Source organism: Flavobacterium plurextorum, from assembly GCF_002217395.1.
In the GTDB taxonomy this organism is placed as follows: Bacteria; Bacteroidota; Bacteroidia; order Flavobacteriales; family Flavobacteriaceae; genus Flavobacterium; species Flavobacterium plurextorum.
Map to the genome: position 1 here is coordinate 1 of NZ_MUHD01000002.1, position 20433 is coordinate 20433.

Consider the following 20433-nt stretch of genomic DNA (forward strand, 5'->3'; position numbering starts at 1 on the left):
TAAAAAATTATAATTTTTTATTCGATTTTGACAATAATACCAGTCGAAAATTTCACAATTTCTCATGAATTAATTAGTGTGAATTTGTGAAATTCACGGCAAAAAAAAGATACAATGCAACATTCATTAAAAAATACATTTCCTAATTTCTCCAGTGAACTTATTGCTACTATTGAAGAAAACGGAAGTCTTCAAGATTTTGAAGCTGGAACAATTTTGATGCGAACCGGGCAGTACATTAAAAACACGGTTTTGATTACTAAAGGAAAAATCAAAATTTATCGCGAAGGCGAAGACGGCGGTGAGTTTTTAATGTATTATCTTCAGCCTGGACAAGCCTGTGCTATTTCGATGATTTGTACAGCGAAAAGCGAAAAAAGTCAGATCATGGCAAAAGTAGTCGAAGATGTTTCTGTCATGATGATTCCGTTGCAAATGATGGATAAATGGATGATGGAACACAGATCTTGGTACGAATTTGTAATCGAAACTTACAGAAGCCGCTTTGAAGAAGTATTGGAAGTTGTTGATAATATCGCTTTTCGTTCTATGGATGAACGTTTAGAATTTTACTTAAAAAGACACTCTGATACCTGTGGCTGTTCTGAAGTCAATCTTTCACATCAAGAAATCGCAACAGAATTAAATACATCGAGAGAAGTTGTTTCGAGATTACTAAAAAAAATGGAACAGCGAGGTTTAGTCAAACTCAACCGAAATCAGATTGAACTTTTGAAATAAGTTTACCTCGAATTTCACGAATTTGATTTAATAAAACAATTGTCAGTTCGAGCGTCTCGAGGCTTCAAGAGAAAACTCGTAAAGCATTTCGACTTCGCTCAATGTGACAAACCTAACTTCAATCTTAAACACATAGAGACATAGTTACTTTGTCTTAATAATAGATTGAAATGAATAACACATTATTTACACATATCTATGTCTCGATCTGTTTAAATTTATATGCCCAGAAAAATCCTTTTAATCATAATAATCTGTGGTAAAAAATCACTTCTGTGATAAATGTTACTGTAGATCTCTAATTTCCGAGGCAACTTTGCATAAAAACAAATATAATGGAATACTTAGGCTATTTTGCTTCAATCATTATCGGAATTTCTCTGGGCTTAATTGGCGGCGGCGGTTCTATCTTGACTATTCCTATTTTAGTGTATTTGTTTAAAGTAAATCCAGAACAAGCAACTTCGTACTCTTTATTTATTGTTGGCTTAACCGCTTTATTTGGCAGTTACAGTCATTATAAAATGGGAAATCTAAAACTCAAATCGGCATTGTATTTTGCAATACCTTCTGTAATTTCAATACTGATTATTCGTGAAGTTATTTTTCCTAAAATTGCTTCTACCCTATTTTCTATTGCCTCTTATTCTGTTTCAAAAGATTTTCTGATTATGATTGTCTTTTCGGTTTTGATGATAACAGCGGCGATTTCGATGATTCGAAAACCTCAGCCTGAAATAAAAACTGCCGAAACCAATTATCTCCAATTAAGTTTAATTGGCTTCTTGGTCGGAATCGTCACAGGATTTCTTGGAGCCGGCGGTGGATTTTTAATCATTCCTGCACTTTTATTCTTTGCCAATTTACCAATGAAACAAGCCGTAGGGACTTCATTATTGATTATTACCATTAATTCCTCAATAGGTTTTGGAGGTGATTTATATATAGGAACTCCTATCGATTATACTTTTTTACTAGGTGTTTCGGGAATGGCACTTTTAGGAATGTTTATAGGAAGTCAGTTTTCTAAAAAAATAGATGGAACAAAATTAAAACCGCTTTTTGGCTGGTTTGTTCTCATAATGGGATTTTACATTATTACAAAAGAAGTTTTATTTTAATATGAATTTCTTACCTGCAGATACAACAGATTTGTAAAGATCTTTAAATATTTCCAATTTAGTTTACTTGTAGAGATCTTTGTCAAAGTCTTGAATTTTGACAAAGATCAAATTAAAAAATCCGTTTATTTTTCAAAATAAACGGATTTCTTTTTAGGGTACTATATTCTTGATCGTATTTATCTTTAATTTAATACGGCTGTCAAAATTAACAGATTAAATCCTGCTGTTTATTTATCTGTTCGCCACCAATGGTAATAATTATGTAATCCGTCATATTCAAATCCACAACGCGGATACAACTGATTGCCTATATCGTTTGTTTTTTCTGTTTCCAACATCAAACCACAGGCATTTGTTTCCTCACACCATTGTTTGCTTCGATCAATTAATGCGACAGACAAACCTTTACCACGAAAATCAGGATGTACAAAAAGATCACTAAGCAGCCATTGCTTTTGCAATTTTGTATAATGAAATAGTTTATAAAGCTGTACAAAGCCAACAGCTTTTCCGTTTGTGATCGCTAAAAAAATGTCAGATTCATTATTTAACAATCGTTCTTTTAAAAATGCTTTTCCTTTTTCTACATCAGATTCCTGACGGTAAAAAACACGATAAAGATTAAAAAGTTCTGCTGCTTCATTGAGATCTTCAAGACTTGCTTTTTTGATTTTGTAATCCATTATTATAAAATGTTTTAATTAAAAAAGCGAAAATATCTTAAAGATCAAACAACTTTATAGTCCAGTTTATTTAAAACATGGTCATCCAGCATTTCTGCAAAAGTATTCCTCTATAAAAATAAAAAATCCGTTTATCTCTAAGGATAAACGGATTTGTATCTTTTAATTAAAATTTAAAGTTCTCACTTTTCTTTTTTCAATAATTTTTCTAAATATTCGACTTTTTCTTTTTCAGCCTGAACTAATTCTTTTTCAGCCAAAACCAGACGCTCGTAAAGTTCAACCATCTTATCCAAAGGATTGAATGTACAAGAGTTATTCGTTATAAAACTACCTGAAACAGTTTCATTAAAAGTGTTAAAATAATTAATCACATTTTCTTCAGAAAAATTTTCAATTGCTTCTATTGTAACGCCAAGCACTTTTGCTATATCTAAAAGTCTTTCACGATCTACAGTTTCACTCGATTCAATATTCGAAATAGTCTGCTGGGTAATCCCCATTTCAAATGCTAATGCATCCTGCTTCATTCCTTTAAGCTCTCTAATTCGGCTTATGTTTCTCCCTATATGTTTTGATCTTTCTGCTACACTCATAATTCAAAGATATTTAAAATTCTTTAAAATTTTCTGTTGTGGTAAAATACAAATCCATCTTTGTAAAATACAATTTCAGAAAATTCAAAAACAAAAGTACAATTTTTCTGATAGTTAAGAATAAAAAACCTCCAGTTAAAACTGGAGGCTATTCCTATAATTAATTCGTAAAAATTAGCGCAATTACTTCGCCAGTTCGCTGTCGCTCGGGTCGCGGCTATAAAAACATCTTAATGCTCGCCATACCCAATATCATCCATTTTTCCGCTAAAAACTTTATACTGAATAATAAAGTAAATAACAACTAAAAACAGTGCTATAAAAAACCAGCTCAAACCAACATTCAATCCATATTCGTGAGCTGCAGTATTGTAAATTGTCAGCGAAGGATTTACATTATTTGTTGAAGGTAAAACATTTGGGAAAATTGAAACCGCTGTTGAAGCAAATCCGCCTAATAAAAACAAGGTTGAAAACAGAAATCCGTGACCGTCTTTTTTAAATGAGCGCACTTTAAACAATCCTAAAATTCCAACAAAAGTCAAAAGCGGAAAAAACCAAAGAATAGGATTTTCTATAAAATTATGAAACGGTTTAGGTTCTATAAAATGCCAAATTTGCAAAGAGATACAAACTAAAACCAAGAGTACAATATTCAGTTTAAAAACCACATTTTTAAGCTGCGGATTCAAAGCGGAATTTGTTTTGTAAATAATCCAGTTCGCACCATGAATTGTTAGCGCCACAACACTCACAATACCAAGAAAAAGTGTAAACCAATCTATAATTCCCAATTCACTTGCCTGCGGACTAAAAGTTGGATTCCATAAAGGCAGAAAGAAAAAATGCGCTTCTTGTGTAGAAACACCGTTTTGCACCATTCCGAGATTTACACCGCGAACAATATTTCCTAAAGCAATCCCGAAGAAAAGCGCCAAAAGTAAACTTGCAACCCCAAAAGCTTTATCCCAAATTGTTTCCCACATTGGATGATGAATCTGCCCGCGCATTTCAAGTCCGATTGCGCGAAAAATCAAAAGCCACAAAATCATGATCAAAGGCAGATAAAACCCGCTGAAAGAAGAAGCATATAAAGTAGGAAAAGCAAAAAACAAAACACCTCCCGCCGCAATCAGCCAAACTTCATTAGCATCCCAAAACGGACCAATAGCGCTTGTAATTGCTTTTTTATCCTTTTCTGTTTTAGCAAAAAATAAATGAATAATTCCTGCTCCAAAATCATAACCGTCTAAAACCAGATAAACAGCCAGAATTCCCATTAAAACTACGTACCAAAAAAATTCCATACTTATATATTTTCAGTTATGCCATCTTGATGAGGGCCTTTATTGATAATTTTTCCAATCAAAAGCAAAAACAACATGCCTAGTAAAAGGTATAAACCAATAAAACCAAGCAATGTAAACAAGGTATTTCCAGATGAAACTGTTGGCGAAGCACCAGCTGCAGTGCGCATTAAATTGTAAACAAGCCAAGGTTGTCTTCCTAATTCGGCAGTGTACCAACCCGTTGTATTAGCAATGTACGGAAATGGCATCATGAACATTAACGACCATAAAATCCATTTGGTTTCAAACAATTTTCCTCTGATTAATTGAAAAAGTGAAATCATCATTAAGCCAATAAACACTGTTCCAAGTCCTACCATAATATGATAAGCATAATATAATCCCGAAATGTTAGTTGGATGCAGATCTTCTTCAAATTGATCTAAACCTTTTATTTCCTGCTCCCAGTTTCCATAAGTCAGGAAACTTAGAATATTAGGAACAGCGATTTTGTTATCCAATTTTTTATCTTTTACATCTGGCTGTCCTATTAAAACAATTTCGGAACCTTTCTTTTCTGTGTGAAAAATTCCTTCCATTGCAGCAAAGGTTACCGGTTGGTATTTTACGACATTTTTTGCCAGTAAATCTCCTGTTGGCATTGCAACGATTATACTCGAAATCAATCCGAAGATAACTCCCGTTTTCAAGAACAATTTCCCAAAAGAAACATTCTTTTTACTTAAAATATAGAAAGCTCCAATTCCTGCAACAACAAAAGAACTTGTTACCATAGAAGCTGCCTGATTATGAAGATAGGAAGGCCAAAGCCACGGATTTAAAAACAGAGCTTGAAAATTATTAAGTACAAATTTTCCGTTTTCGAGAATTTCATAACCTACAGGATTCTGCATCCACGAATGTGTTGCAATAATTAGAAATCCGCTCGCCCATGAACCAATGCAAATTAATAATCCTGTTACAAAATGCCATTTATGTCCTAGGAGTTTTTCTCCAAATAAAAATATACCTAGAAAAGAAGATTCCAGAAAGAATGAAAACATTCCTTCCATGGCAAGCGTCTGACCAATAATTCCTCCAGTTAATTCGGAGAATTTTGCCCAGTTGGTTCCAAACTGAAACTCCATTGGAATTCCCGTTACAACACCCATTGCAAAATTGAGGGCAAAGATTTTCATCCAAAAATGGGTGGCGTGATTGTATTGTTCGTTTTTAGTTTTTAAATATTTCCATTTGAAGTACACAATGATCAAGGAAAGACCCATTGTAAGCTGCGGAAAAAGATAATGAAAAGTAATGGTGAAGGCAAATTGCATTCGGTCATAAAAGAGCATTTCTTCCATAAGTAGTAATTTGTTTATGAAGTTCCACAAATTTAACCATTACAACCCGAACAAAGCCCCTTAAAAAAAAGTTTATCTCCCGATATTCGTTAAACTTTTCAACAATTTTAAAAGTATGAATTACACTTATGCTTTGTGATGAGTGTGTCTCTATTTGTCATTTCGACAAAGAAGAAATCACACTAGAATTTCTACAACAAATAGAAATATACGTTGCGGAATCTCGCGTGTGATTTCTCCCTTCGGTCGAAATGACAATATTGCGTATAATTTTATGTGTTTAAACATAACTCAGTGGTTTCAACCACGGAACGCAACGTAAGAAATACATAATCATGACCTGTTTCCCACGGTTGAAACCGCAGGCTATATTTTATTCTTTCTTCAAAATTCCTTTTTCAACACTTTCATTGATTAAACCTTCTGCATAGTTCCATAGAGAAGTTGAACCATTTTTAATTACACTTTTTTTCTCGTAAACCTTATCATAATTCACGTCAAACTCTTTCCATGTTCCGCCGTTATTTGATGTATTCTGCAGCAAAGGTTCCAATCTGTCCATTGATCTTGCAAACTTGGCTTCATTGGTTTCTCCGGCTTCAAACTCTTCCCAAATAGAAATTAATTCTTCTGCTTGACTTTTTGGAAGCAAACCAAAAATGCGATTCGCAGCCAATCGTTCCTCATCAGTATTATCATGACTTTTTACCGTATCATAAATAAAAACATCACCAGCATCTATTTCTACAATATCATGTATCAAAACCATTTTTACCACTTTTAAAACGTCAATTGGTTCATTTGAATGTTCTGCCAAAACAATCGCCATTAAGGCTAAATGCCAGCTGTGTTCTGCATCATTTTCACATCGGTCGCTGTTGAATAGTTTTGTTTTGCGCTGAATGTATTTTACTTTATCAATTTCTTTTATAAAAGCAATTTGATCTAATAAGCCTGCTGTGTTCATATCAATAATTTTCGTCAGTTGTAAAATTACATAGATTTTTTTCCACCATATAAGTTATATCAGTTCATTTTAGCAAAACGCAGATTACGTATGCCTTAAATTTACTTATATCACTTATATGATAAAAATTCCTTTTTTAGACAAAATCAAATTTCTGTAACATTAGTCACCCATTTTAAGAAAAAACTAGGTTACCTTTGTCTTCCCTATATTTTTAGAATTTATATCATGAAAATAGAACAAATTTACACCGGATGCCTTGCTCAAGGTGCTTATTATATTACATCAAACGGCGAAGCTGCGATTATTGATCCGTTGCGAGAAATCCAGCCTTATTTGGATCGTCTTGAACGCGATCAGGTAAAATTGAAATACATTTTTGAAACGCATTTTCACGCTGATTTTGTTTCTGGACATATTGATTTAAGCAAAGAAACGAAAGCTCCTATTGTTTACGGACCAAACGCTGCCTGCGAATTTGACTGCATTTCTGCAAAAGACGGTCAGGAATTTAAAGTTGGAAAAGTAACCATAAAAGTACTACATACTCCGGGACATACTATGGAAAGTGCTACTTTTTTACTGATTGATGAAAACGGAAAAGATCACGCTATTTTTTCTGGCGACACTTTGTTTATTGGTGATGTTGGTCGTCCTGATTTAGCTCAAAAAGCAGCAGGAATGACTCAAGATCAGCTAGCGGGAATTTTATATCATTCGTTGAGAGATAAAATCATGACTCTGGCTGACGATGTAATTGTTTATCCAGCGCATGGCGCAGGAAGTGCCTGTGGAAAAAACATGAGCAAAGAAACAGTTTCGACTATTGGAAATCAAAAAGCAACCAATTATGCTTTGCGCGCCAATATGACCGAAGAAGAATTTATTAAAGAAGTTACCGATGGTTTATTGCCTCCTCCTGCTTATTTCAGCATGAATGTAGCGATGAACAAAGGCGGTTACGAAAGCTTTGAAACGGTTTTGCATAACGGAATGAAAACAATTAAGGTCGAAGAATTTGAGGCTGTTGCCGAAGAAACTGGAGCTTTGATTTTAGATACTCGCAAAAGCGGTGATTTTGCAAAAGGATTTATTCCGCAGTCTATTAATATTGGAATCAATGGTGATTTTGCACCGTGGGTTGGAACTTTAATTGGTGATGTAAAACAACCTATTATATTGATAACCGAAGTAGGTCTTGAAGAAGAAACAGTTACACGCTTGAGCCGCGTAGGTTTCGATTCGATTATCGGACATCTAGAAGGTGGTTTTGAAGCTTGGCAGAAAGCTGGTTTTGAAATTGATACCGTAAACCGAATCTCAGCAGAACAATTTTCAAAAGAATTTAACAGCAAAGAAGATAAAGTTATTGATGTTCGAAAAGAAACGGAATATCAAGCTGAACATATCGAAGATGCTTACAGCAAACCTCTCGCTTATATTAATGACTGGGTAAAAGACATTAATCCAAATGAGCATTTTTACCTGCATTGTGCGGGCGGTTACCGCAGTATGATTGCGGCTTCTATATTACAAGCACGTGGATTTAGAAATTTTTCTGAAATTGACGGCGGTTTTGGAGCAATCTCAAAAACAGAAGTTCCAAAATCAGATTTTGTTTGTCAGAGCAAGGTTTTGAAAGCATAAACATTGAACATAAAGTTTAACCATATAAGTTATATAAGCACATTTTAGTTTGGAGCGTTTTTATGTACGCTTCTTATATTTGCTTAATTTTTCTAAGTCATATAAGAAACTCCAACTTATAATTTCTTATATAACTTATAAGGTAAAAAACACTTAATATTTTAATTATATATGAGTTTACTAGAAATTTTAAAAGAACCTTGGCCTTGGTACGTTTCAGGCCCGTTGATTGGTTTAACAGTTCCTATTTTATTGATTATCGGAAATAAATCTTTCGGGATTAGTTCTTCGCTTCGTCATATTTGTGCGGCTTGTATTCCTGCAAATATTTCATTCTTTAAATACGATTGGAAAAAAGAAAGTTGGAATTTATTCTTCGTTTTCGGAATTTTTCTTGGCGGAGTTATCGCTGCTTATTTCCTTTCAAATCCAAATCCTGTTCAAATTACTCCTGAACTTTCAGAGCAGTTAGCGACTTACGGAATTACTGATCATTCTGGTTTAGTTCCAGCACAATTATTCTCTTGGGAAAGTTTATTAACGCTTCGCGGATTTATAATGATTGTTGTAGGCGGATTTTTAGTTGGCTTTGGAACACGTTACGCCGGCGGATGTACAAGCGGACACGCGATTATGGGAATTTCAAATTTACAATGGCCTTCATTAGTAGCAACAATCTGTTTTATGATTGGCGGTTTTGTAATGTCACTTTTGATTTTACCTTATATTCTTTCACTTTAAAATTTCAAAAATGAGTAATTTAGAAAATAAAAATACAGACACGGAAGGAATCAACGGAAGTCAAATAAAAGATTCAGGATTCGCAAATCTTAAATATCTTATTGTTGGAATTCTTTTTGGAATTGTATTCGTAAAAGCAGAAATTATCAGCTGGTTTCGTATTCAGGAAATGTTTCACTTGCAATCTTTCTTTATGTATGGCGTAATCGGAAGTGCAGTTGTTGTTGGTGTAATATCTGTTTTTATCATTAAAAAATTCAATATTAAAACCCTTCAAGGAGAGAAAATCGAAATTCAGCCAAAGACTTTCAGTAAAGGGCAAATCTACGGCGGTTTATTATTTGGTTTTGGATGGGCAATTACTGGAGCTTGTCCTGGGCCGCTTTTCGCTCAAATTGGTACTGGTGCAACTGTAATTTCAGTAACCTTATTAAGTGCCATTGCAGGAACTTGGTTTTATGGTTTGATTAAAGACAAACTTCCTCATTAAATAAAATTCTTTTCACATATTATAACCCGACAGATTTCTAAAACCTGTCGGGTTTATTTTTTTTCAGAACTTTGGTTCACAGCTTCTTTATAGACAAATTTTCTTATTAAGAGTATTTCTTCGTTTTTGTTTCATTAAGTTTTATTAAGTTTACTATACCAGATTTTATCTTACAAAAAACACCAATAAATCGATACTATATGAAACGTTCAGAACAATTGTCGAAACTAAAAAATACCGAACAGTGGGATGTAATTATAATTGGTGGTGGAGCAAGCGGTCTTGGAACTGCTCTTGATGCGGCAAGCAGAGGTTATAAAACAATCTTACTTGAGGCGGTCGATTTTGCCAAAGGAACTTCAAGCAGAAGCACCAAATTAGTTCACGGTGGAGTTCGCTATCTAGAACAGGGAAATATACACTTGGTTATAGAAGCTCTAAAAGAAAGAGGATTACTCGCTAAAAATGCTGGTCACTTAGTTAAAAATCAATCTTTTGTAATTCCCAATTACAATTGGTGGGGCGGACTGTTTTATACTACTGGATTAACTATTTATGATTTACTCGCTGGGCGTTTAAGCTTAGGCCGATCAAAATATATTTCGAAGAAAAAAACAATCGAAATGCTGCCAACCGTAGAAGAAAAAGGTTTAGTAAATGGTGTTATTTACCATGACGGACAATTTGATGATTCTCGTTTGGCTATAAACCTTGCTCAAACTGCAGTAGAAAAAGGAGCTTGTCTTTTAAATTATTCTAAAGTTGTAAACTTATTAAAAGATGATAAAAACCAAATTATCGGTGTTGAAGCAATAGATCATGAAACTGGTGATCATTATAAAATAAAAGGTGCAGCAATTATTAATGCAACCGGTGTTTTTACAAATGCCATTATGAAACTGAACGATACAGTTTACAAAAAGTATATTGTTCCAAGCCAAGGAATTCATCTTGTATTTGACAAATCATTTTTACCAAGCGATCACGCTTTGATGATTCCTAAAACAAGTGACGGACGAGTTTTATTTGCGGTACCTTGGCACAACAGAATTGTAGTTGGAACAACTGATACCTTAATTAGAAAACACAGTTTGGAACCTATTGCGCTTGAAAGCGAAATTGAATTTGTGTTGGAAAATGCACAGCGTTTTCTAGCTAAAAAACCAACAAGAGCCGACGTTTTATCCGTTTTTGCAGGTTTACGTCCTTTAGCTGCTCCTGAAGAAGAAGGAAAAAGTACCAAAGAAGTTTCGAGAAGCCATAAAATCATTGTTTCTGAAACGGGTTTAATAACAATTACCGGCGGCAAATGGACAACATACAGAAAAATCGCTGAAGACATTATAAATAAGGCAATCAAAAAGGGCAAATTACCTAATAAACCTTGCGTTACAGAACATCTTTCTATTCATGGAAATAAACCCACTACGACTTTAGAAAGAATGAATCATTTGTACATCTATGGTTCTGATGTTCCTGAAATACTAGAATTACAAAAAAACGAACCAGAATTAAAAGAAAAACTTCATCCAGATCATGAATTTACAATGGCAGAAGTCGTTTGGGCAATTCGCTATGAAATGGCAAGAACCGTTGATGATATTTTGGCAAGACGTGTACGCTTATTGTTCTTAGATGCCAGAGCTGCTATTGAGTCTTCAGAAAAAGTGGCAAGAGTACTGGCAAAAGAACTCGGACATGATGAAGCTTGGATACACAAAGAAATTTTAAACTTTAAAGGAATTTCGAAAGGTTTTCTTTTAAAAGAATTTCAATAGACTTTTACTAACTTAAACCCGTTGGATGGAATTACTTTTAACACATAGAAACATAGCTTTTGCAGTCAAAAATTAGGCGTTTCACTTTTTTTAAATATACATAGCCGTGCTATGCAAAAGAAACGTGTTTCTTTTTGTCTCCTTTTTTTAAACATAAAATCTATGTTTCTATGTGTTAGATTTTTTTTCAATTATAGCCAACTGGTTAACTTAAAAACATATAAACCATGCAGGAAAAATTAATTTTAGCACTGGATCAAGGAACTACTTCCTCAAGAGCTATAGTCTTTAATCATGGCGGAGAAATTGTAAGTATTTCGCAAAAAACTTTTAAGCAAATTTTTCCAAAACCAGGATGGGTAGAACATAACCCAAACGAAATTTGGTCTTCTCAAATTAGTGTAGCCGCAGAAGTAATTGCTAAAGTAGGAATCTCTGGTAGAGAAATAGCTGCAATTGGCATCACCAATCAACGAGAAACTACAATTGTTTGGGATCGTGAAACAAGTGAACCTGTTTACAATGCAATTGTTTGGCAAGATCGCAGAACTGCAAAATATTGTGACAAACTAAAAGCACAAGGACATGCCGAAATGATTCAGACAAAAACTGGATTACTTCTGGATGCCTATTTTTCTGGAACTAAAGTAAAATGGATTTTAGACAACGTTCCCGGAGCACGAAAAAAAGCGGAAGAAGGAAAACTTTGTTTTGGAACTGTAGACACTTGGCTTATATGGAAATTAACCCGAAGTAAATTATTTATGACGGATGTTTCTAATGCCAGTAGAACTTTACTATTCAATATACATACTTTAGAATGGGACGATGAGTTATTAGAACTTTTTGATATTCCAAGAGCCATGCTGCCTGAAGTAAAAGAAAGCAGTACCATTTATGGAGAGACTTCTACTACCCTATTTTCAACAAAAATTCCTATTGCCGGCGTTGCAGGAGATCAGCAAGCAGCACTTTTTGGTCAGTTGTGTACAACTTCAGGAATGATAAAGAATACTTATGGAACAGGTTGTTTTGTGTTAATGAATACGGGGATAAAGCCTATTCGTTCCACAAACCATTTATTGACTACTGTAGCCTGGAAAATTAACGGCAAGACAACCTATGCTTTAGAAGGAAGCGTTTTTGTTGGAGGTGCAGCTGTGCAATGGTTAAGAGATGGTGCAAAAATGATTAATACATCAGAAGAAATAGAAACGCTGGCAGCCAGTGTTCCTGATAACGGAGGTGTTTATTTTGTCCCAGCACTAACTGGTTTAGGAGCTCCGCATTGGGATCAATATGCTAGAGGTGCAATTTTTGGAATAACAAGAGGAACCACCAGTGCACATATTGCCCGAGCTACTTTAGAAGGAATTGCTTATCAGGTTAATGATTTGCTAAAAGCTATGGAAGCAGATTATGGAGGAAAAGGAAAAGAATTAAGAGTCGATGGCGGTGCAGCAACCAATAATTTACTAATGCAATTTCAGTCAGACATTTATGGAAAAACCGTTACAAGACCCAAAACACTCGAAACTACAGCTTTGGGTGCCGCATATTTAGCTGGACTTGCTGTAGGATACTGGTCAAGCTTAGAGGATCTAAAAGAACAATGGTCAATCGATCGCGTATTTTCTCCACAAATGCCAAAACCAGAAGTAAATAAATTGGTAAAAAACTGGAATAAGGCCATTGGACGTGCATCAGACTGGATTGAAGAATAAAATTAAAAAACAAAAATATGACTCCTTTTACAGCAGAAATTTTAGGCACGATGTTAATGATTTTATTAGGAAACGGCGTTGTTGCAAACGTTGTACTTAAAGACACTAAAGGAAATAATTCGGGCTGGATTGTTATCACCACCGCTTGGGCATTTGCTGTTTTTGTAGGCGTAACTGTTGCGGGACCAATAAGCGGCGCACATTTAAATCCGATTGTTACACTCGGTTTGGCTCTTATTGGCAAATTTGCTTGGAATTTAGTTCCTGCTTACATTCTCGCTCAAATGATTGGCGCAATGTCAGGAGCCTTTTTAGTCTGGTTATCTCATAAAGATCATTTTGCAATAACAGAAGATGAAGGAACAAAACTTGCCTGTTTCTCTACATCACCAGCAATCAAAAATAATGTATCAAACTTAATCAGTGAGATAATTGCCACTTTCGTTTTAATTTTTACAATCTTTTATATTGCAGGACCAAGTTTAAAAATTACAGCCGATTCTAATGCTGCAATTGGTTTAGGAACCATTGGAGCTCTTCCGGTAGCAATATTGGTATGGGTAATCGGTCTGTCTTTAGGAGGAACCACAGGTTATGCCATAAACCCTGCAAGAGATTTAGGTCCAAGAATTGTACACGCGCTTTTACCTATAAAAGGAAGCAGCAATTGGAGATACGCCTGGATTCCAATTGTAGGACCAATAATTGGATCTTGTTTAGCGGCTGCTTTATATTTGGCACTTAATTAAAATGTCATATAACCTATAAATCTCTCCTATCGCGGACTCGCGTGAGGGATAGGAGAAATCCTGCCGAAGCAGTGCGGATAGCCCGACAGCATTGCGATAAGAGGGCGTATATGCGTTCAGTACTTTTGCCCGCTTATCGCAATGGTGGCACGTCCTGCTAGTAAAATATGCACCTTTAATTTTAATGTATTTCGGAAAATTTTGTCAAGTTTTGAAACTTTGACAAAGCTAAGTTCACTTTAAACTATCGTTAAATATAGAAGAGACCTATTTTTAAACTAAAAATTTATTCTATTTTTATACTAATTATATAGAGTTTATAAGCTTTCTATTTTGTTTTGATTCAATTAACAAAAATTTAACATGACACTTGTATATACAACTATTAAAAGTTATACATTTGTATATACAAATTATACACTTACGACTATGACAATTGAAGAGGTTATTAAGAGTACAGTTAAGATGGATAATGCGAAAAAAGTTATTCTGAATATCATGTACACACAGAATGTGATTCAGGATCATTTCAACGATTTAATAAAACCGTATGATTTATCTGGAGAGCAATATAATGTGTTACGTATACTAAGAGGACAAAAAGGAAATCCTGCTAATATGTGTGTAATACAAGAACGCATGCTGGCAAAAACAAGTAACACAACACGATTAGTTGACAAATTACTGCTAAAGGAATTTGTTACTAGAAATGTATGTCCGAACAATAGACGAAAAATTGAAGTGTTAATTACGCAAAAAGGATTAGACGTTTTAAAAGAATTAGATCCGAAAGTAGATGAGCACGAACGCGCATTTGCCGAGAATATAAATCCTGAAGAATTAGAATTATTAAATCAATTATTAGAAAAATACAGAACCCAACAAAATTAATATTATGAGCACATTATTAGAAAATTTGAACTGGAGATATGCAACAAAAAAGTTTGATGCGACCAAAAAAATATCTGCAGCAGATTTAAATACATTAAAGGAAGCTGTTAGATTAGCTGCTTCTTCATACGGACTACAACCTTTTAAAGTTGTTCTTGTAGAAAACCCAGAAATTAGAGAAAAATTAAAAGCTGCGGCTTGGGGACAAACTCAAATCACAGATGCTTCTAATTTATTTGTTTTTGCAAATGATTTAAATGCAGGACCAGAATCTGTGGCTGCTTACATTAAAAACATCAGCGAAACAAGAGGTCTTCCAACTGAAGCTTTAGGCGGATTTGCAGATATGATGAACGGAGTTATCTCAAACTTATCACAAGAAGCTAAAAACATCTGGACTTCAAAACAAACTTATATTGCTTTAGGAACTTTATTGGCTGCTGCTGCCGAATTAAAAATCGATGCAACACCAATGGAAGGTTTTAATCCTGCACAATTCAATGAAATTTTAGGTTTCGATAAACTAGGCTTAAATGCAGCAGTTATCGCAACTGTAGGTTACAGACATGATGAGGACGAAGCTCAACATTACAAAAAAGTTAGAAAATCTCAAGAGGAATTATTTATCACTATATAATTATTATTATTAATCCAAAATCAATTTTAACAACATGAAAAATTTAAAAACAATTGCATTAGCATTATTCGTAGCAGCGGCTAGTATTTCAGTAAATGCTCAAACTAAAAAAATCGATGTGAAAGCATCTACTATCAAATGGGTAGGTAAAAAAGTAACTGGAGAGCACTCTGGAACAGTAAACTTTAAAGAAGGAGCTGTAGTTTTCAAAGGAAAAAAATTAACTGGAGGAAACTTTACAGTTGATATGACTTCATTAACTGCAACTGACTTAACTGGAGAATACCAAGGAAAATTAAACGGTCACTTGAAAGCTGATGATTTCTTTGGAACTGATAAATTTCCAACTGCAAAATTAGTTTTCAAAACTATCGGAGCTAAAGCAACTGACGTTTATACTGTAACTGCAGACTTAACTATTAAAGGAATCACTAAACCAGTAACTTTTGATATTACTGTAAAAGGAAACACTGCAACAACTGCATTTAAAGTTGACAGAACTAAATACGATATCAAATATAACTCTGGTAACTTCTTCCAAAACTTAGGAGACAAAACTATCAATGACGATTTCGAATTAGCTGTAGCTTTAAAGTTCTAATTTAAGACTTACTAATTCATATATAAGAAAAACCCTAACAGATTGATTCTGTTAGGGTTTTTTCTTTTAAACTTTTCAAAAACATAACGTTCTTAATACTACAATAACGCTTTCATAATAACTACAGCCATTTTGATTAACATTCGGCTTCTACTTTTGAGCATCTTAAAAAATCAAAAACTAGAAATCAAAATCGTAGTTATGAAAACAAAAATACATATTGTACTTTTTACGCTTCTAAACGCTTTTCTTCTTCAAGCGCAGCAGCAGCCAAAAGGAATTTTTGGCAGCACAAACTGGATGAACAATTGGACTAACTTTAAACCTGCAAATACCGAATATAATGAAGCTACCAATATTATCGCAGGAAATATTGACAAAGACACCAAGTTAGTAAAACGCAATACTTATCAATTAGTTGGCGTTGTTTATGTAACAAATAATGCAACTTTAACAATTGAACCCGGCACCGTTATTCGAGGAGATGACAAAACCTGCGGTACTCTTGTAGTAACAAATGGAGCCAAAATTATCGCCGAAGGTCTTGAAACTGATCCTATCGTTTTTACTTCAAACAAAGAAATTTCGGAAAGACGTCCAGGCGACTGGGGTGGAATTATTATTCTAGGTAAAGCACCAATAAATTCTCTTGGCGGTGTTCATATTCTTCCTTTCAATTTAGAACCTATGTTAAATCACTACGGAGGTTCTGATGCTGAGGATAACTCTGGAATTTTAAAATATGTGCGAATTGAATATTCTGGTCGTAAATTAAGTGCTTTAAAAGAGTTAAACGGACTTTCACTCGCTGGTGTTGGGCGAAAAACTACCTTAAGTAATATACAAATAAGCTTCTCAAACGATGATTCTTTTGAATGTTACGGAGGTGATTTGAACCTAAACAACCTTATTTCTTATCGAACTACTGATGATGATTTTGATTTTACGCAAGGTGCACAAATCAACATTAATAACAGTATTGCAATTCGTCATCCGTTTTCATCAGACATTTCAGGATCTAGATGTTTTGAAGTTGATTCATATGATAAAATTGAAAATACGGATATGACAAAAAAGATGACAAAGATAAACGCAAACAATATTACGTTAGTCAATCTCGAAGAAAACAACCAAGGTTTAGTAAGAGAATCTGTTTATGTGAGAGAAAATACCTTTTTCAATTTAAACAACAGTATTGTTTCAGGCTTCTCTCCTTTTGTTTTATTAGAAGGAAATATTGGAAACGGCGAAGTAAATTTGTCTAAATTAACTTTTAAAAACTTAATTATAAACAATTGCACAGGTGGTATTACAAGCGAATCTTCGGCTAGTAATTCGACAATTCAAAACTACTATACTACCGCTCAATCGAACATAGAATACACAAAATCTAAAAATACGGAGCTTTTTATGCTTCCAAATATTAAAAGTAATCCAGATTTTAGAGCAAACGTAAACAACACGCTGGCTATTGGAAATTAAGGTCTTAAACAGGATTTGCATTTTAAAATTTAACAAATTTCTAAATTTAGAAAAGTTTTTTTTGAATTTTTATGTATTCTATTCCAATTTACATTTATATCTTTGTGACATCAAAATAAGAAAATGAAAACAATAATGAACAATACTTGGTGGTGGAAGAATTTACGTCAAACGTCGTGAACGAAGCTTCCTATGGTACTGTAAAACTATAAATATAAAAGGCTTGTCATCACGACAAGCCTTTTTTTTTTGATAAAAACTTAAGCAAAAACGAAATTAAAAACTATAAAACAACATACTTTGAAACCTTTTATACTCAATACACATTATAAACAAATTCTGGCTGACACGATTACGCCGGTTAGTATTTATTTTAAAATAAGAGACAAATTCCCAAACAGTTTGTTACTAGAAAGTAGTGATTATCATGGAAATGATAACAGTTTCTCTTACATCTGCTGCAACCCAATTGCAACAATTAAAATTGAAAACGAAATCATTTCAAAAACTTTTCCTGACGGAACAACGGAACAAATTTCGATTGATGCAACAACAAATATTCCAGAAGTAATACAGGAATTTTCAAGTCAATTTAAATCAGAAAAAAATGATTTTAAATTCATCAATAACGGTCTTTTCGGATACATTTCTTATGATGCTGTTCGTTATTTTGAAAAAGTTTCAATTGCAAAAAAAGACGATGCAACTGTAATTCCAGATGTATTTTATGCTGTTTATCAAAACATAATCGCGATCAATCACTTTAAAAATGAAGCTTATATATTCTGCCACAGTGTTGATGGAAGAAATAACATTTCAGAAATTGAGCAATTGCTTCAGTCTAGAAATATTGCTTCTTACAAATTCACTAAAGAAGGCGAAGGTTTCTCAAACTTAACCGATGAAGAGTTTAAACATAATGTCGCTTTAGCTAAAAAACACTGCTTCCGCGGAGACGTTTTTCAATTGGTTTTATCGCGTCGTTTTACACAAGGTTTCAAAGGCGATGAATTCAATGTTTATAGAGCTTTAAGAAGTATTAATCCATCTCCTTATTTATTCTTTTTTGATTATGGAGATTTCAAAATATTTGGTTCTTCACCAGAAGCACAAATTATCGTAAAAAACAGAAAAGCTGAAATTCATCCAATTGCAGGAACTTTTAAAAGAACTGGAAATGACGAGCGTGATGCGCTTTTAGCCAAAGAACTTTCTGAAGATAAAAAAGAAAACAGCGAACACGTAATGTTAGTTGATTTGGCAAGAAACGATTTAAGCCGTAACGGTCATGATGTAAATGTTGAGAAGTACAGAGAAGTTCAGTTTTTCTCGCACGTAATTCACTTAGTTTCAAAAGTAACTGGACATTTGCACGACAAAGCAACTACAATGCAAGTTGTTGCAGATACTTTTCCGGCAGGAACTTTAAGCGGAGCACCAAAACACAGAGCGATGCAATTAATCGAAGATTACGAAAAAACCAACCGTAATTTTTATGGAGGTGCAATTGGCTTTATGGATTTTGAAGGTAACTTTAATCATGCCATTATGATTAGAACTTTCCTTAGCAAAAACCATCAATTGCATTGTCAGGCTGGCGCTGGAATTGTCGCTAGTTCTGACGAAGAAAGTGAAATGCAGGAAGTTTACAACAAATTAAGAGCATTAAACACAGCTTTGGAGATGGCAGAGAAAATTTAGTTTCAAATACTTTAAACTTTAAAAACAAACCTAAAAACCATAAACAAAAAACTATGAAAAAATTAATTCCATTTGCTGCTGCAGTTTTATTATTTACATCTTGTGAAACGAAAAAAGAATCAAATGCGATTCCGATAGCAGGAACCTGGCGTCTTATATCAGCTGAAACGACTGAAAAAGATTCTACGTTTTCTACTTTCAATTCAAAAACAAAAATGATTAAAATTATAAATGATACCCATTTTGCTTTTTTCAATCATGATTTAAATAATGGAAAAGACAGTACTGCTTTATTTTTTGGCGGCGGCGGAAAGTACACTTTAAAAGATAGTACTTACACTGAGAACTTGGAATTTTTTAATAATAGAGAATGGGAAAACAACAAATTTGAGTTTACTATAAAAATCAAAAATGATACACTGATTCAAAAAGGAATCGAAAAAGTAGAAAAGTTAGGAGTTGATCGAATTATAGTCGAAAAATACGTTCGAGAAAAATAAGAAAATTTAGTTTCAGGTTTTCTTTGTTTCAAGTTTCAAGTTGTTGGAACGTGAAACTTGAAACTTGAAACCTAAAACAAAAATACACAATGAAAAAAATATTAGTTATAGACAATTACGATAGTTTCACTTATAATTTAGTGCACTATTTGGAAGATTTAAACTGCGAAGTAACCGTTTACAGAAATGATGAATTCGAAATTGATGAAATCGCATCTTTTGATAAAATTTTACTTTCGCCGGGACCTGGAATTCCAGATGAAGCTGGTCTATTAAAAGCAGTAATTGAAAAATACGCACCAACAAAAAGCATTCTTGGCGTTTGCTTAGGACAACAGGCAATTGGAGAAGTTTTTGGCGGAACACTTTCAAATCTTGACAAAGTATATCATGGTGTTGCTACAAATGTAAAAACAGTAGTTTCAGATGAAATTTTATTTGAAGGCTTAGGAAATGAGTTTGAAGTTGGAAGATACCATTCATGGGTTGTTGACAGCAATCTGCCAGAAGTTCTTGAAGCTACTTCTATTGACGAAAATGGGCAAATTATGTCGTTACGTCACAAAAAATTTGACGTAAGAGGCGTTCAGTTTCACCCAGAAAGCGTGCTGACACCAAAAGGTAAAAGGATTTTAGAGAATTGGATTAATAGTTAAGACTAGTCAAAAGTTTTAAAGTCGAAAGTCATAAAGTCAAATATTAAAAACTTAGTCTTTCCTATTAAAACT

20 protein-coding genes are annotated in these 20433 nt (G+C 33.9%); 15 read left to right on the plus strand and 5 right to left on the minus strand.

Annotated elements, in window-relative coordinates; translation table 11 throughout:
- Positions 1–114: 114 nt before the first annotated feature.
- On the plus strand, positions 115–741 hold the full coding sequence (locus B0A81_RS00360) for a Crp/Fnr family transcriptional regulator (protein ID WP_089056161.1): 627 nt from the start codon (positions 115–117) through the stop codon (positions 739–741).
- Between the two features lie 335 nt (positions 742–1076).
- Positions 1077–1862: a sulfite exporter TauE/SafE family protein gene (locus tag B0A81_RS00365; RefSeq protein ID WP_089056162.1), complete on the plus strand. Its 786-nt coding sequence runs from the start codon at positions 1077–1079 to the stop codon at positions 1860–1862.
- A gap of 230 nt (positions 1863–2092) precedes the next feature.
- On the opposite strand, the gene B0A81_RS00370 is transcribed toward B0A81_RS00365, so the two are convergent.
- The 5 genes from B0A81_RS00370 to B0A81_RS00390 all read right to left on the minus strand — a co-directional run bounded on the left by B0A81_RS00370 (position 2093) and on the right by B0A81_RS00390 (position 6764).
- Positions 2093–2548, minus strand: a complete 456-nt coding sequence (locus tag B0A81_RS00370; protein ID WP_089056163.1) for a GNAT family N-acetyltransferase — start codon at positions 2546–2548, stop codon at positions 2093–2095.
- Between the two features lie 182 nt (positions 2549–2730).
- The gene (locus B0A81_RS00375) at positions 2731–3144 is read right to left on the minus strand and encodes a helix-turn-helix domain-containing protein (protein WP_089056164.1); all 414 of its coding nucleotides are present in this window, start codon (positions 3142–3144) and stop codon (positions 2731–2733) included.
- Positions 3145–3374: 230 nt separating this feature from the next.
- Positions 3375–4451: a cytochrome d ubiquinol oxidase subunit II gene (gene cydB, locus B0A81_RS00380; protein ID WP_089056165.1), complete on the minus strand. Its 1077-nt coding sequence runs from the start codon at positions 4449–4451 to the stop codon at positions 3375–3377.
- A 2-nt stretch (positions 4452–4453) separates the two neighbouring features.
- On the minus strand, positions 4454–5797 hold the full coding sequence (locus B0A81_RS00385; protein ID WP_089056166.1) for a cytochrome ubiquinol oxidase subunit I: 1344 nt from the start codon (positions 5795–5797) through the stop codon (positions 4454–4456).
- A gap of 373 nt (positions 5798–6170) precedes the next feature.
- Positions 6171–6764 carry an HD domain-containing protein gene (locus B0A81_RS00390; protein WP_089056167.1) on the minus strand — a complete coding sequence of 198 codons (594 nt, stop codon included), beginning with the start codon at positions 6762–6764 and terminating at the stop codon, positions 6171–6173.
- Positions 6765–6992: 228 nt separating this feature from the next.
- On the opposite strand from B0A81_RS00390, the gene B0A81_RS00395 reads away from it, so the two are divergent.
- The 13 genes from B0A81_RS00395 to B0A81_RS00455 all read left to right on the plus strand — a co-directional run bounded on the left by B0A81_RS00395 (position 6993) and on the right by B0A81_RS00455 (position 20361).
- Complete coding sequence (locus tag B0A81_RS00395) at positions 6993–8411, plus strand: MBL fold metallo-hydrolase (protein WP_089056168.1); 1419 nt, start codon at positions 6993–6995, stop codon at positions 8409–8411.
- Between the two features lie 171 nt (positions 8412–8582).
- On the plus strand, positions 8583–9152 hold the full coding sequence (locus tag B0A81_RS00400) for a YeeE/YedE family protein (RefSeq protein WP_089056169.1): 570 nt from the start codon (positions 8583–8585) through the stop codon (positions 9150–9152).
- 10 nt (positions 9153–9162) lie between these two features.
- Positions 9163–9642 carry a DUF6691 family protein gene (locus B0A81_RS00405; RefSeq protein WP_089056170.1) on the plus strand — a complete coding sequence of 160 codons (480 nt, stop codon included), beginning with the start codon at positions 9163–9165 and terminating at the stop codon, positions 9640–9642.
- Positions 9643–9842: 200 nt separating this feature from the next.
- A complete protein-coding gene (locus B0A81_RS00410) occupies positions 9843–11420 on the plus strand; it encodes a glycerol-3-phosphate dehydrogenase/oxidase (RefSeq protein WP_089056171.1) in 1578 nt (525 codons plus the stop codon).
- Between the two features lie 227 nt (positions 11421–11647).
- Entirely contained in the window at positions 11648–13144 is a 1497-nt protein-coding gene (gene glpK / locus B0A81_RS00415; protein WP_089056172.1) for a glycerol kinase GlpK, read from the plus strand.
- A gap of 17 nt (positions 13145–13161) precedes the next feature.
- Positions 13162–13893: an MIP/aquaporin family protein gene (locus B0A81_RS00420; RefSeq protein ID WP_089056173.1), complete on the plus strand. Its 732-nt coding sequence runs from the start codon at positions 13162–13164 to the stop codon at positions 13891–13893.
- A 429-nt stretch (positions 13894–14322) separates the two neighbouring features.
- Positions 14323–14784: a MarR family winged helix-turn-helix transcriptional regulator gene (locus B0A81_RS00425; protein ID WP_089056174.1), complete on the plus strand. Its 462-nt coding sequence runs from the start codon at positions 14323–14325 to the stop codon at positions 14782–14784.
- A gap of 4 nt (positions 14785–14788) precedes the next feature.
- Positions 14789–15421 carry an NAD(P)H-dependent oxidoreductase gene (locus B0A81_RS00430; RefSeq protein ID WP_089056175.1) on the plus strand — a complete coding sequence of 211 codons (633 nt, stop codon included), beginning with the start codon at positions 14789–14791 and terminating at the stop codon, positions 15419–15421.
- A 34-nt stretch (positions 15422–15455) separates the two neighbouring features.
- Positions 15456–16022, plus strand: a complete 567-nt coding sequence (locus B0A81_RS00435) for a YceI family protein (RefSeq protein ID WP_089056176.1) — start codon at positions 15456–15458, stop codon at positions 16020–16022.
- 201 nt (positions 16023–16223) lie between these two features.
- Positions 16224–17504, plus strand: a complete 1281-nt coding sequence (locus tag B0A81_RS00440) for a hypothetical protein (protein ID WP_089056289.1) — start codon at positions 16224–16226, stop codon at positions 17502–17504.
- Between the two features lie 300 nt (positions 17505–17804).
- Positions 17805–19205 (plus strand): anthranilate synthase component I family protein, encoded by a 1401-nt coding sequence (locus tag B0A81_RS00445; RefSeq protein WP_089053001.1) that lies wholly within the window; start codon positions 17805–17807, stop codon positions 19203–19205.
- Between the two features lie 53 nt (positions 19206–19258).
- Positions 19259–19705, plus strand: a complete 447-nt coding sequence (locus tag B0A81_RS00450) for a hypothetical protein (RefSeq protein WP_089056177.1) — start codon at positions 19259–19261, stop codon at positions 19703–19705.
- An 89-nt stretch (positions 19706–19794) separates the two neighbouring features.
- Complete coding sequence (locus B0A81_RS00455) at positions 19795–20361, plus strand: anthranilate synthase component II (RefSeq protein WP_089052999.1); 567 nt, start codon at positions 19795–19797, stop codon at positions 20359–20361.
- The last annotated feature ends 72 nt before the right edge of the window (positions 20362–20433 follow it).

Coding starts and splice junctions, on each gene's coding strand:
- B0A81_RS00390 (WP_089056167.1), bottom strand. CDS start 6,764: ATGAACACAGCAGGCTTATTAGATCAAATTGCTTTTATAAAAGAAATT.
- B0A81_RS00410 (WP_089056171.1), top strand. CDS start 9,843: ATGAAACGTTCAGAACAATTGTCGAAACTAAAAAATACCGAACAGTGG.
- B0A81_RS00440 (WP_089056289.1), top strand. CDS start 16,224: ATGAAAACAAAAATACATATTGTACTTTTTACGCTTCTAAACGCTTTT.
- B0A81_RS00405 (WP_089056170.1), top strand. CDS start 9,163: ATGAGTAATTTAGAAAATAAAAATACAGACACGGAAGGAATCAACGGA.
- B0A81_RS00370 (WP_089056163.1), bottom strand. CDS start 2,548: ATGGATTACAAAATCAAAAAAGCAAGTCTTGAAGATCTCAATGAAGCA.
- cydB (WP_089056165.1), bottom strand. CDS start 4,451: ATGGAATTTTTTTGGTACGTAGTTTTAATGGGAATTCTGGCTGTTTAT.
- glpK (WP_089056172.1), top strand. CDS start 11,648: ATGCAGGAAAAATTAATTTTAGCACTGGATCAAGGAACTACTTCCTCA.
- B0A81_RS00365 (WP_089056162.1), top strand. CDS start 1,077: ATGGAATACTTAGGCTATTTTGCTTCAATCATTATCGGAATTTCTCTG.
- B0A81_RS00360 (WP_089056161.1), top strand. CDS start 115: ATGCAACATTCATTAAAAAATACATTTCCTAATTTCTCCAGTGAACTT.
- B0A81_RS00420 (WP_089056173.1), top strand. CDS start 13,162: ATGACTCCTTTTACAGCAGAAATTTTAGGCACGATGTTAATGATTTTA.
- B0A81_RS00450 (WP_089056177.1), top strand. CDS start 19,259: ATGAAAAAATTAATTCCATTTGCTGCTGCAGTTTTATTATTTACATCT.
- B0A81_RS00425 (WP_089056174.1), top strand. CDS start 14,323: ATGACAATTGAAGAGGTTATTAAGAGTACAGTTAAGATGGATAATGCG.
- B0A81_RS00375 (WP_089056164.1), bottom strand. CDS start 3,144: ATGAGTGTAGCAGAAAGATCAAAACATATAGGGAGAAACATAAGCCGA.
- B0A81_RS00400 (WP_089056169.1), top strand. CDS start 8,583: ATGAGTTTACTAGAAATTTTAAAAGAACCTTGGCCTTGGTACGTTTCA.
- B0A81_RS00385 (WP_089056166.1), bottom strand. CDS start 5,797: ATGGAAGAAATGCTCTTTTATGACCGAATGCAATTTGCCTTCACCATT.
- B0A81_RS00455 (WP_089052999.1), top strand. CDS start 19,795: ATGAAAAAAATATTAGTTATAGACAATTACGATAGTTTCACTTATAAT.
- B0A81_RS00395 (WP_089056168.1), top strand. CDS start 6,993: ATGAAAATAGAACAAATTTACACCGGATGCCTTGCTCAAGGTGCTTAT.
- B0A81_RS00435 (WP_089056176.1), top strand. CDS start 15,456: ATGAAAAATTTAAAAACAATTGCATTAGCATTATTCGTAGCAGCGGCT.
- B0A81_RS00430 (WP_089056175.1), top strand. CDS start 14,789: ATGAGCACATTATTAGAAAATTTGAACTGGAGATATGCAACAAAAAAG.